Origin of the sequence: Acinetobacter sp. AR2-3 (assembly GCF_001878775.1) — a bacterium.
Classification (GTDB): Bacteria; Pseudomonadota; Gammaproteobacteria; order Pseudomonadales; family Moraxellaceae; genus Acinetobacter; species Acinetobacter lwoffii_D.
The window spans coordinates 1-13,726 of sequence record NZ_MJIQ01000029.1 but is presented as its reverse complement, the minus strand read 5'-3'; the positions used below and the strand labels follow the sequence as shown (position 1 = coordinate 13,726).

Here is a 13,726-nt window from a genome sequence, read left to right as displayed (position 1 = left end):
TATCGGCTATCATCAATATTGTCTTAATTACTGTATTTGACAAATGAAACTCATTGATAACATTAATAACACTTTAGGTTCAGATATTGGGGATAGTTTAAGTAGTAAATCGAGATTAAAGATAGCGGCCTCATACTTTTCCATTTATGCGTATGCCGCCTTAAAAAAAGAATTAGAAAAGATCGAAGAACTACAATTTGTCTTTACGTCCCCAACCTTTGTCGCTGATAACGTCACAGATAAGCTAAAAAAGGAAAAACGTGAATTTGTAATTCCTAAACAAGATCGTGAAAGTAGTCTGTATGGAACTGAATTTGAGATTCACTTGAAAAATCAGTTATCACAAAAGGCAATTGCTAAAGAGTGTGCAGATTGGATACGACGAAAAGCAACATTTAAGTCGAACAATAGCAATGCACCGATGCAGGAATTTATCAGCATCCAAAAACCTGAGCAGTCTTTAACGTATATGCCTATTCAGGGGTTTACCCCGATGGGACTTGGCTTTGAAAAAGGCAATGCCATTTCCAACATGGTGAACTGCTTTGATGAGCAGCCGATGGTACAAACCTATATTCAGCTATTCAATCAAATTTGGAATGACCCATCAAAAGTTGAAGATGTCACTAGTGAAATTATTCGACACATTGAGTCTGTCTATCAGGAAAATCCACCTGAACGCATTTATTTCTTAATGCTTTACAACATCTTCAAAGACTTCTTGGAAGATATCAATGCAGATGTCATGCCTAATGACCTGACAGGTTATCAAGATACCTTAGTATGGAATAAGCTGTTCAATTTTCAAAAAGATGCAGCAGTGGGCATTATCAATAAACTCGAAACGTATAATGGTTGTATCTTGGCGGATAGTGTTGGTTTGGGTAAGACCTTTACTGCATTGGCTGTAATCAAATACTATGAATTACGCAATAAGAGCGTTCTGGTTTTATGTCCTAAGAAATTGGGAGCAAACTGGACGAATTATAACGCCAACCTAGTCACGAACATTTTTGCTAAAGACCGTTTTAGCTACGATGTGCTGTATCACACGGATCTCTCTCGTAAAGGTGGTGAAACCCTAGGCATAGATTTGGCGAAAATCAATTGGGGGAACTATGACTTAGTTGTGATTGATGAGTCGCATAACTTCCGTAACCGTGGCACGTTTAAGGATCGTGAAACACGTTATGACCGCTTAATGAATCAAGTGATTCGTCAGGGCGTGAAAACCAAAGTGCTAATGTTGTCTGCTACGCCAGTGAATAACCATTTTACCGATCTCAAGAATCAGCTTGCCCTTGCTTATGAAGGAAATGCAGCTTTATTGGAAAATAAGCTCGATACTGAACGTGATATAGAAACCATATTCCGTAGAGCACAGACCAGCTTTAATGCCTGGGCAAAACTAGATCCTGCCCAACGGACAACTCAAGCAATTCTTAACCTTCTAGATTTCGATTTCTTTAAGCTGTTAGATAGCGTGACGATTGCTCGTTCAAGAAAGCACATTCAAACCTTCTATGACACCAAAGATATTGGACAGTTTCCTCAACGACTCAAGCCAATTTCATTCCGTTGTGCATTATCGACCGATCAGGATAGTGTTTCTCTGAATCAAATTTATGCAGATCTGTCTTTAATTAAGATGTCAGTCTATGCACCAGTCAGTTATATCTTTCCAAGTGTTTTAAAAAAGTATGAAGAAATTTTTGATACTCGTGTAGAAGGCAAAGGTAAATTAAGGCAGGTAGACCGTGAAAAAAGTTTACAGGCCTTAATGACGGTCAACTTGCTGAAACGCCTGGAAAGTTCTGTCCATGCGTTTAGGCTGACGCTGAACGTTTTAAAGAAAAATATTGAAAATGTACTCGCTAAAATTGCGGACTTTGAAGCTCGTCAGGCGGATGATGAAGTCAGTATTTCACCAGACTTTGGCTACGATGAAGATGAGAATGGCGAATTGCTCAATACTGAAGACCTTATTGGTAATAAGCTAAAAATTCATTTGGCTGATATGGATCTGTTGAGCTGGAAAACGGATCTAGACGGTGATTACCACATTATTCTCGGTTTATTGCGAATGATTCAGCCAATTAACGCTGAAAAGGATGCCAAACTACAACATCTTAAAGCGCATGTTGTTGAGAAAATTCAGAACCCAATTAATGCCAATAACCGTAAAGTCATCATATTTACTGCCTTTGCGGATACAGCGAATTATATCTATGAGCATATTGCTCCGATTTTGCTAGAAACCTATGGTCTGCACAGTGCCAAAGTGATCGGCAGTGATAATACTTCAACGATTAAGACCAGAGTGGGAAGCCGTCAAAGTTATGATATGCAGGGCTTGCTCACTCTATTCTCTCCACAATCAAAGCAAAAAGCAGACGTATTCCCTGAAGAATCCAGAGAAATTGATGTGCTCATTGCAACGGACTGTATTTCTGAAGGACAAAACTTACAGGACTGTGATTATTTGATTAATTTCGATATTCACTGGAATCCTGTACGCATCATTCAACGCTTTGGGCGTGTGGATCGTATTGGCTCATCAAACAGCGTCATTCAGCTCGTTAATTACTGGCCTGACATTAGCCTAGATGAATATATTAACTTGCGAGAACGGGTCGAGAATCGCATGGTGATCGTCGATATGACCAGTACGGGAGATGACAACGTTCTCAGTGCTCAAGCCAATGATATTGCCTATCGTCGTGAACAATTACAGAAGCTACAAACTGAAGTTTTAGACTTGGAAGATGCCAACACAGGGGTTTCTATTACTGATTTAGGTTTGAATGACTTCCGTATGGATTTGCTTGGCTATATGGAAGAGCATCCTGAATTGGAGCGATTACCGAATGGACTACATACTGTTGTGCCTGCACAGCCAGAACTCGGTTTAAATGCGGGAGTAATTTTCACCCTAAGAGCACGACATCCTGAGTCGCCTAACAGCCAAAGCAACCGCCTATATCCATATTACTTAGTTTATATTAATCAAGGCGGTGAAGTCGTTTATGACTACACCCAAGCCAAATATTTATTGGATGTAGCACGTAAAGCATGTCGAGGAAAAGATCATCCAATTCCTGAAGCGTATGAAAAGTTTAATGAGAAAACCAATGATGGACGAGATATGAGCCAATATTCAGAATTGTTGGATATTGTGATTCATACCATTCAGGACGTAAAAGCGGAAAAGGATATTGATAGCCTTTTCTCAGGTTTGAGTACTTCTGCGTTAGTGGATGTAGTTTCTGGATTAAATGACTTTGAGCTTATTAGTTTTATTGTGATTGAAGAATCTTGATCATGAAGTTATATAAATTTCCACCCCAGGCTAAAGTTGATCGGTTAATTCCGAAAAATAAGTTTTATGAGCAAGGAAAAGCCAATACCAAAATCGAACAGCTATTTGTTGATCAAGTGGAAAATATACGGTGGGCTTACAAGTTGGCCTCATCTACAATTCACCTGCAAGATCAGGAAGATTTGAAGGAAATTCAAATCTTTCGGGTGAAAAGTCGGGTTGAAGATTTAGATGTGTCGATTCTATCTTTCATTGATAAACTCATTCTAACTCCAATTGTTTTTGAAGTTGTTTATCAAGATAAAGTGAAAGTTGTTGCAACCTATAAGCGTTTGAACCAAGCAGACAAAACTAAAGCGGTGCTAGGTCAATATTATGCTTCTGATTGGTTGGAAGATGCAGATCGTGTTGAATTGCCTCTTTACTTAAAACTGGCTGATCTATATGAACATTTCATCGCACAGATATTGCCGATTGCATTAAGTAAAGATCAGGAAAACGATAATGAATCGGTTTCTATTGAACTTCAATTACAAAAAGTTCAACAACTTGAAAGCTTGCAAAAGCAGCTTAATCAGTTGCAGTCTAAGTTAAGAAATGAAAGGCAATTTAATCGGAAGGTTGAATTAAATAAAAAAATGAGTGAATTAGAATCGCAACTCGCTCAAGTAAGAAGGGGGTAAGCATGTTAGATAAAGGAATTCAAGAGATTGCGCAAGATACAGTGGATATTCTTGCTGATATTTCAAATAAAGCAAAAGATGCATTAAAACTGTCAGGTTATTCACAGGATGTAATTACTGCTAACTCATTTACTGATAATGCTTTTTTGGCTTTAGAAACTGCTTCTGATTCTATTCGACGAGATAGTTTAATTTTAGCTTCTGAACCTGTATTTATGCGTGTGGATTTGGAAGATGTTGACGGAAATTATTGTCGGAGTATTTATATTTCACAGGTTGCTCCACCAACAGGCTTGAGTGTTTGGCGGACAAAACTGATTGATTTTGTTAGTTATCGTGCCCCTATGGGGCGAATTGCATCTTTATCGCCAGGTGCAGATTTTCCGATTAAGGAACAAGAATATTATATTGGTCAAAAAATTAAATTTACACCACGCCAAGTTGAACAATTATGGGATGGATTTGCAGTTGAAATTTTTTCAGAAGAAGAAAAAATTAACCTAGAGTCTTTTAGAGCATTGCTTGATAATTTAGAAGAGCAAGGTATAGATGTAGAAGCATATTTACAAGCAATTGCCGAAGAAGAACAGACCACAGCAGGTAAAATTAAAAATTTGACCCGTAATATACGCTCAGGCATGTCTTTACGTAACCAAGCAGCGCTTGATGAATACCAAGATGAAATTTTTCGTTTACCCGTAAACTCACAACGTATTATTTTAGGGCCACCAGGTACAGGTAAAACCACAACTTTAATTAAACGTCTAGGACAAAAACTTGATAAATCTCAAGGGGTACTATCTGAGATTGAAGAAGGACTTTTAAAAAAATTAGGTAGGGATGGTCAAGGATTTAATGATTGGCTGATGTTTACGCCTTCAGAGCTATTAAAAGAATATTTATTTAAAGCATTTAATATAGAAGGCATAGCCATTAGAGATAATCTAAAGACCTGGTTAGATTATTCTAAAAATATTGCACGTAAGAACTTTAGCATTTTAAGAAGCTCGACAAATGGCTCAGGATTCTCGATAGAAACAAGTGAAAATATCAAACAACAATATGTTGATGATCCACAGTTTTTATATAGTAGTTTTCAATCTTATATAGAAAATGCTTTAAATTTAGAGTTAAACAACGGCATTAAAATTTTACAGCAAGCCTCGGGTTTAAATGATGAAAAACTCATTGTAAAAATTCGTAACATTATTGAAAGTGATACGAAAGTATTGAGTAAATATCGCCAACTTTTTGAACTAGAAAATCAAATTAAAAAAATGATTGAAAGTGAAAAATTAGTGAGCGATAAAATTATTCAAGAAGAGCGGAATTTACTGATTAACAAGAATGAAGATATTTTGAAAGATTTAGCTCGCTTTTTAAATAACTTCAAAAATGTAGATGCTGAAGAAGATGATGAAGAGGCTGATTACGATGATGATGAAGTAGAAGCTGGCTCTGTCACGCATTCACAAGAAGCAAAAGCTTTAGTTGAATATCAAAAGTTTTTAAAAAAATTAGCACGTTATCACTATTTGAAAAAAACGTTTAAGAAAGGTAGTAAGGATGCCAAAATTGCTGAATGGTTAGGGGAAAAGCTTCCTTCAGAAGAGCGATTACTACAATTGGGGCGAAGTATTACTTTACAAAATGGTTTACGTCATAATCTAAACTGTTGGAAACGTGTTTATAAAAAACCTGTAGGATTGTATAAAAAATTTAGGAAAGAAGAGCATTACCAACATTTTTATAGCAAAGAAAAATTAGAGGTACAAAAGATCTCACAAGCAGAATTAGATTTAATTTTGTTGGTGATTTTACGTAATTTAAAAGATTTGTTGAAAGAGCCATACATTGTTAGAAACCTTAATGAAATTGCTTTTCAAGAGCTTAAGGGTTTACGTGAAGGTTTGTTTAAAGACCAAATTATGGTGGATGAAGCCACAGATTTTTCTGCGCTACAACTTGCTTGTATGCAAGCCATGACGAATCCATTACTTAATTCATTTTTTGCGTGTGGTGACTTTAACCAACGATTAACTACCCAAGGGATTAAAGATCTAGTTTTACTCGAGTGGATTTCACCTGATTTAAAAATTGCACGTATTAATACAGTGTATCGTCAGAGTCCAAAATTAAATGAATTTACCCATGCCATTTTAGATTTAATGGATGAACAAGATACACAGGCACGTTCTGAATTGCCAAAGTTTACAGACTTTGAGGGTTTAGCCCCCGTGATTGCAGAATATCATGATGATTTAGATGATATTGCTTACTGGATTACTCAACGCATTGGGGAAATTGAGCGTTTGGTGAATACCAATCATACAGAAGAACAAATTTTACCTTCTATTGTAGTTTTGGTAAAAGATGAAGCTGATGTACAGCCGATGGCGAAAAAACTTACAGAAAATTTAGATGAGTTTAATTTAAAAGCGATTGCATGTTTGCAAGGTCAAAGTGTAGGCAATGCAACGGATGTACGTGTATGTAGTATCGAGTATATTAAAGGGCTAGAGTTTGAGGCTGTATTTTTTGTTGGCGTAGATCAACTGTTACAGCAGTATCCTGATTTATATCAGAAGTTTTTATATGTCGGTGCAACCCGAGCAGCCAATTATTTAGGGGTGACTTGTACTGGTGAGTTGCCATCAGCACTTGAACAATTACGTCCATATTTTGGTGAAAACTGGGATATGGAAAGTTTAGATTTTTAAGATTAAATGATTGAGATGATGAAGATGTCAAACCAAGACCAGTTAAAAATGCACAGCCCTAACCTAGTCGATAGCAACATCGAAAAGATTGCAGCACTATTCCCAAACTGCATTACCGAAACCAAAGATGAAAATAGTGAATTGAAAAAAGCTGTTGATTTTGACTTGCTTAAACAAGAACTTTCACAAGTTTTGGTTGAAGGTGAGCAGGAACGCTATCGTCTTGATTGGGTGGGTAAAAAAGAAGCGATTTTAACAGCGAATGCACCGATTGCAAAAACTTTGCGTCCATGCCGTGATGAAAGCATTAATTTTGATAAGACAGAAAACTTGTTTATCGAAGGTGATAACCTCGAAGCACTAAAGCTTCTGCAAGAGAATTACTTGGGCAAAGTCAAAATGATTTACATTGACCCACCCTATAACACAGGTAATGACTTTATTTATGAAGACAATTTTGCTGAAAGCACCGAAGCGTTTTTTGAAAAATCCAATCAAGTCGATGAAGAGGGAAATCGCTTAATTGCGAATACTGAAAGCAATGGCCGTTTCCATTCAGATTGGTTGAGTATGATGTATAGCCGCTTAAAGTTGGCTAGAAATTTATTAAAAGAAAATGGCGTTATATGTATAAGTATTGATGATAACGAGCAAGCAACTCTAAAGAAAATTTGTGATGAAATTTTTGGAGAAAATAATTTTGTAAATAATATTATTTGGCAAAAAAAATATGCTGCATCGAATGACGCTAAATATTTGTCTGATATGCATGATTTTATATTGGTTTATACTAAGAATAAAGAATTATGGCGGCCAAACCTATTCCCAAGACCAGAAGAATTAGATAATAAATATTCTAATCCAGATAATGATCCTAGAGGTCCTTGGTATGCTACAAATTTATCCGTTAAAACTTATAGCTCTAAAAATGACTATATTATAGTTGGCCCAACTGGAATAGAATTTTCTCCTCCACCTAGTCGATGTTGGGTAGTTTCGGAAGAAAAATATAAAGAATTGTTAGCTGATAATCGGATTACATTTGGTAAAGATGGAAAATCTAGACCTTATCAAAAAAAGTTTTTAAGCGAAGTTCAACAAGGTATTGTTCCAACCACCTTGTGGTTCCACGAGGATGCAGGTCATAACATTGGTGCAAAATCTGAAATTAGAGATCTTTTTTCTGAATATACAGGACTATTTGACACACCTAAGCCTACAAAATTAATGGAACGGTTAATTGCTTTAGTTGAAAGTAAAGATGAAGATGATATTTATCTCGATTTCTTTGCTGGATCAGCGACTTTAGCACATGGAATTTTGTCTTATAATATAAAAAATAATTCAAGTCATCATTTTATTCTTATTCAAATTGATGAGCAGAATAATGAAAAATCTTTAGCCTATAAACAAGGGTTTAATACAATTTCTTCAATTTCAAAAGAACGTATCCGAAGATCAGGTAAAAAAATCCTAGAAGATAATGCTGGTAAAGAAGGCATAGAAAATTTAGATATTGGTTTCAGAGTCCTAAAAATAGACTCCACCAATATGAAGGATGTGTATTACACCCCAGATGCCTATACCCAAGCGGATATTTTAGATTTAGCAGACCATATTAAAGCAGATCGTACTTCTGAAGACTTATTATTCCAAGTCATGCTAGATTGGGGGCTTGAACTTTCTTTACCGATTGAACGTAAAACTGTTGCAGGAAAAGAAGTGTTTTACGTTGCAGGCAATAGCCTTGTCGCATGTTTTGATGATTTGACTTTCGATATCGTTGATGAAGTTGCCAAAGATTATCCTTTACGTTTCGTATCGGCAGAAAAGGCCATTCATCTAGACCATGATAAAACCAATATCAAAGAACGCTTTAAACAGCTCTCTCCTGATACCGAAGTCAAGTTTCTTTAAGAGGGTTTAAATAATGGAAATCCGTTTTAAAACCCTTGCTTATCAAAGAGACTCTGTACAAGCGATTGTAGATTGCTTTAAAGGACAACCACGTTCTGAAGGTCATCGTTATATGATTGACCAAGGTGCAACCAAAGTAAAAAAAGCAACGGCACAGGTTGATATGCTTGAAGAAACCTTGGACTTACAAGGTGGCAAGGCTAAAAAAGTGATTGCAGATGTTGGTTTTGAGAATGCCCATATTTTTGATCTGCAAGCTGTACTGAAAAACATTCAGGAAGTACAAGCAGCAAGTGGATTACAAAGATCATCTCAACTCATCACGGATGATAATGGCAAAGGCAAGAACCTGACCAAAAGCCCATTAAACCTTGATATTGAAATGGAAACTGGTACAGGTAAGACCTATTGTTATATCCGTACCATGTTTGAACTGCATAAACAGTATGGCTGGTCAAAATTTATTGTGGTCGTACCAAGCATTGCCATTCGTGAGGGCGTTTACAAAAGCCTAAATATGATGGCTGATCACTTTCAGGAACAGTACGGCAAAAAGGCCCGTTTCTTTATCTATGATTCCAAAGCATTACACCATTTGGAAAGCTTTAGCTCGAATGGTGGGATCAACGTCATGGTGATTAACGTTCAAGCGTTTAATGCGACAGGTAAAGATAACCGTCGTATTTATGATGAACTGGATGAATTCCAATCGCGTCGTCCAATTGATGTGATTAGTCGTAACCGTCCAATTTTGATCTTGGATGAACCGCAAAAGATGGGCGCGGATAAAACCCTAGAGTCTTTATCTAACTTCAACCCGTTATTTATTTTGCGCTATTCCGCGACACATAAGCGCAACTATAACCTTGTTTACCGTTTGGATGCTTTGGATGCTTATAACCAAAAACTGGTGAAAAAAATCACTGTAAAAGGTGTGGAAGTACAAGGCTTAACGGGCACACATGGTTATTTATACTTACAGGACATCATTGTATCTAAATCTTCACCTGTCGCTCGCCTAGAGGTTGAGATTGAAACCAAGAATGGTTTTAAACGTGAAGTAAGGAAGGTTAGTCAAGGTGATAACCTTTATGATATTTCCAATAAAGCTGAGCAATACAATGACCGTTACGTAGTTTCAGACATTGATGCACGAGATAATTCGGTTACTTTCTTGAATGGCACAAAAATTCATGTTGGTGAAGCATTGGGGCATGTTGATGAAAAAATCATGCGAACCATTCAGATCCGTGAAACGATTCGTGCACACATTCAAAAAGAGCGTCAGTTATACAATCAGGGTATTAAAGTCTTAAGCCTTTTCTTCATTGATGAAGTGGCTAAATATCGTCAATATGATGAAGATAATAATCCTGTAGATGGCGAATATGTTCAAATTTTCAAGGAACAGTATCAACAGGTACTCAATGAAATTGAGGATCTAAATTTAGAAAATGACCCATATTTTGACTATCTGAAAGCAATTGAGGTAGACCGTACTCACAACGGTTATTTCTCAATTGATAAGAAATCAAAACGTCTTGCCAATCCAGCAATTGATAAGAAAGCTGAAGAAGCTCAGGTATCCAATGATACAGACGCTTATGACCTCATTTTAAAAGATAAAGAACGCCTACTTTCCTTTGAAGAGCCAACTCGTTTTATTTTCTCTCACTCAGCGTTACGGGAAGGTTGGGATAACCCGAACGTGTTTGTGATCTGTACTTTAAAGCATTCAGATAATGTAATTTCTCGTCGCCAAGAAGTTGGCCGTGGTATGCGCCTTGCAGTGAATAAATTTGGCGAACGTATGGATACCAACCATTTCCAAGGGGCCTTAGGAGAAATTCATAAACTGAATAATCTCACAGTTGTGACCAATGAAAGTTACAAAGAGTTTGTGTCGAATCTACAATCAGAAATTCTGAATACGATTCAGAACCGCCCGACACAAGCGACGCCTGATTACTTTAAAGGGAAAATCTTTAAGTTATCAGATGGTTCTAGTGTTGAAGTCACTGAATTGATGGCAAAGCAAATCAATAAGCATTTGTCTAAGCATGATTATATTGATGACAATGATCAGTTAACGCCAAAGTATCACGAAGCGAAAGAGCAAGGCACGCTGGCTGAATTGCCTGAAAACTTGGTTGGATATACTGAGCAAATTCACAAGCTGATTGATGGGCTGTTTGATCCTAAAGCTCTGGAAGGCATTGCAGACGATGGCAATAAGAAGCTGACCAATAACATCAATCAAACCAATTTAGAACGTAAAGAATTCCAGGCTTTATGGTCTCGTATTAACCGTAAAGCAGTTTATCAAATTCATTTAGATTCTGAAAAACTCATTGAGCAAAGCATTAGTGCTGTTGAACGTACGGCTAAAGAGCGTAACAACAAATTTGTGGAAACGCTGAGTTATAAACTTGCGGAAGCAACGCAGAATGATGAATCCACCTATGAGCAAGTCAAAGCCAAAGAAATGTTTGGGAAAGTGACTTCAAAAACTGAGGTTGCGAATATTTCTATTCAGTCTCAAGTGACCTATGACCTAATTGGCAATATTGCCGATGATACCAATCTCACTCGTAAAACGGTTGCCCGAATCTTACAGGGAATTAACGCTGCGGTATTTGCACAGTTTAAGTTGAATCCAGAAGCTTTCATTCGTGAAATGAGTCGTATCATCAACGAACAGCAAGCAAAAATGGTCATTCAAGGACTGAAATATAATCCTTTAGATAGCACTTATCCTGACAATGAAATATTTGTAAGTAATGAGAATATTCCATTACAGGCATACAAGGCAGAGCGCCATATCTGGGATTACGTAGTCACTGACTCTGATAATGAGCGTAAATTTGTTGAAGAGTTGGATGGTGCAGATGAGGTGGTCGTCTACGCTAAACTCCCTGATCGTTTCCAGATCCCTACGCCTTTCGGTAGCTATAATCCCGACTGGGCAATTGCTTTCAATAAGGATAAAGTGCGCCAAATCTATTTCGTTGCAGAAACTAAAGGCTCAATGCTAGACAGTGACCTACGGGAAAAAGAGAAACGTAAAATTGAAAGTGCTGAAAAGTTCTTCACTACTTTAAATCAAGAAAATCAAACATTAGGTGATGCAGTGCAATATTCTGTGATTGATAGTTTTGGTAGTTTGATGAATTTAGTGAAATAAGCAATCGAAAGTCTATGACTAAGTCATAGACTTTCTTTTATGAGGAAATTATGGGCTTTTTTGATATGTTGTTTTTTGGCATTGGATCTTTTTCAGTGCAGCAGTGAGTGTGGTTTCTGAAGTGGTTTCTACAGTCAAAACTTATTTCACTGCAAAAGAAATCGTAACAAAGACTGTCTATGATGAACGAGACAAAAAACAAGATCAAATACATGAGCTTAATCAAGAAATTCAATTTTTGCGTAGAAAACTGAATGAATCAGGACGTATTACTGAACAACAACGTAAAAGGTTGTATAAGCTTGATGAAGAAAGAAATTTTCTAAAACAAGGTATTAAAAGTGATAGTCAAATTATTGCTGCTGATAGATTTCAACAGAATGAAAATAATATTCATAAAGTAGATATTGATCTAGAAACAACACATATTCTTCAATGGAATGCTTTTGCAGATACAATGGCAAAGACATGCCCTAAATGTCAAAGACCTATGAAATTGCAGTGGGCACGTAATTTAGTTCATGTTAATCCACAAGATTTCTATTGGGGATGTACAGGTTGGTATTTCAATAATAAGCAGGTTCGTTTATGTGAATATCGTGAAAATTTATCTCGACAAGACTTAGCATTAATGACAGATACATCCGCACCTGAATTTAGTCTTTCAGCTCAAGAATTTAATATTATTATTCAGGATCAGAGTACTTCAGAAAGTATTATAGAACGTATGGAGGATTTAAAATCTGATTTGCAAAATAAAAAACAAGGTATTGATATTGTTTGTTGTCCTATTCATGCTGAACCAATGATTTTAGAAAAGAAAAAGAATGGGATGAGTCTTTTAGATCAGTATTATTTGCGTTGCCCACATTGGGCTCCTAATAATCAAGGGTGCTCTTATATGGAAAAGTTTAAATCAGGTTCTCAATTGGCTGCTTTGTTAAAGAATCAGACTGGTACAGGTATACTCTAACAATTCATGGAAATTTATCTAAGAGTTAATTTTCTGAGGTGTCCATGTAAAATAAGAACGGGTGTTCAGCTTCAAATAAGAATATCTGTCCATTTAATAAGAATATGCAATTAATGCAATTTTGAAAAATCTAATTATAAAAAGCCAATTATCTCGGAAGATAATTGGCTTGAGCAAAGAGTTTGGCTATCCGCTTATTCGTCGATCATCCCAATAACACGGTACTACAATCAAATTGTTTTCATGTAATCGTGACCATAATCTTACACCTAAATCCCGCTGCATATTTTGGACTGTGAAATTGGAAATCAGCAGGGTAGATTTCATATTGTCATAACGACTATACAAAACCTTATGCACCATCTCCAGGCGTTTTTCATGCCGGTCATGCAGGCCATATTCATCAATCACCAATAAATCAAAACTGGAGAAATGGTCGATGACTTCTTTCTCAGAGCGTGAAGCATCTGACCAGGTATCCATCATTTTTTGAGCAATTTCTGCACTGGTATAGTAGCGTGCAGATTTTGTACTGTTATGCAGAATGTTGCGAATAATTGATGCACTCAGATGGGTTTTACCTGTACCCGGTGTACCAATCATCAACATGTTCGGGTTGTGGTCAGAAATAATTTGCTGTGCAAAGGCCTGACATAGTTTGATGGCATTGTCTTGTGCAGGACATGCAACTACATAATTCTTGAAGCCACGATCCAGGTAGCGTTTATTGAGCCCTGAATTTTTAATTTTCTGTTGTAGCAATCGCTGTTGCAGTGATGTGGTTCTAGGATTTTAGACCACGCCTATAAGTGATAATCTACTCCCCAATAAGCATGGGAAATGCTTGTTTTTGGAGCTGTCTCTTATACACATCTGACGCTGCCGACGATCTTACGCGTGTAGACCTGTGTGGATGCCTATTGGATCAAA

The 13,726-nt window shown here is 36.8% G+C and carries 6 protein-coding genes and 1 pseudogene; 6 read left to right on the top strand and 1 reads right to left on the bottom strand.

Going from position 1 to position 13,726, the window contains the following annotated elements; genetic code table 11:
• The first annotated feature begins 43 nt into the window (after positions 1 to 43).
• The 6 genes from BFN00_RS03740 (at position 44) to BFN00_RS03715 (ending at position 12,796) form a co-directional block, all read left to right on the top strand.
• Positions 44 to 3,319 (top strand): helicase-related protein, encoded by a 3,276-nt coding sequence (locus tag BFN00_RS03740; RefSeq protein WP_071850499.1) that lies wholly within the window; start codon positions 44 to 46, stop codon positions 3,317 to 3,319.
• Between the two features lie 2 nt (positions 3,320 to 3,321).
• A complete protein-coding gene (locus BFN00_RS03735) occupies positions 3,322 to 4,002 on the top strand; it encodes a DUF4391 domain-containing protein (RefSeq protein WP_071850498.1) in 681 nt (226 codons plus the stop codon).
• Positions 4,003 to 4,004: 2 nt separating this feature from the next.
• Complete coding sequence (locus BFN00_RS03730; protein WP_071850497.1) at positions 4,005 to 6,722, top strand: ATP-binding domain-containing protein; 2,718 nt, start codon at positions 4,005 to 4,007, stop codon at positions 6,720 to 6,722.
• A 24-nt stretch (positions 6,723 to 6,746) separates the two neighbouring features.
• On the top strand, positions 6,747 to 8,639 hold the full coding sequence (locus BFN00_RS03725; protein ID WP_071850542.1) for a site-specific DNA-methyltransferase: 1,893 nt from the start codon (positions 6,747 to 6,749) through the stop codon (positions 8,637 to 8,639).
• A gap of 13 nt (positions 8,640 to 8,652) precedes the next feature.
• Positions 8,653 to 11,823 (top strand): type III restriction-modification system endonuclease, encoded by a 3,171-nt coding sequence (locus BFN00_RS03720; RefSeq protein ID WP_071850496.1) that lies wholly within the window; start codon positions 8,653 to 8,655, stop codon positions 11,821 to 11,823.
• A 109-nt stretch (positions 11,824 to 11,932) separates the two neighbouring features.
• Positions 11,933 to 12,796 (top strand): hypothetical protein, encoded by an 864-nt coding sequence (locus BFN00_RS03715; RefSeq protein WP_249449781.1) that lies wholly within the window; start codon positions 11,933 to 11,935, stop codon positions 12,794 to 12,796.
• Positions 12,797 to 12,982: 186 nt separating this feature from the next.
• Here the strand turns inward: BFN00_RS03715 and BFN00_RS03710 are convergent.
• A pseudogene (locus tag BFN00_RS03710) lies at positions 12,983 to 13,570 on the bottom strand (ATP-binding protein); the annotation flags it as partial.
• Between the last annotated feature and the right edge of the window lie 156 nt (positions 13,571 to 13,726).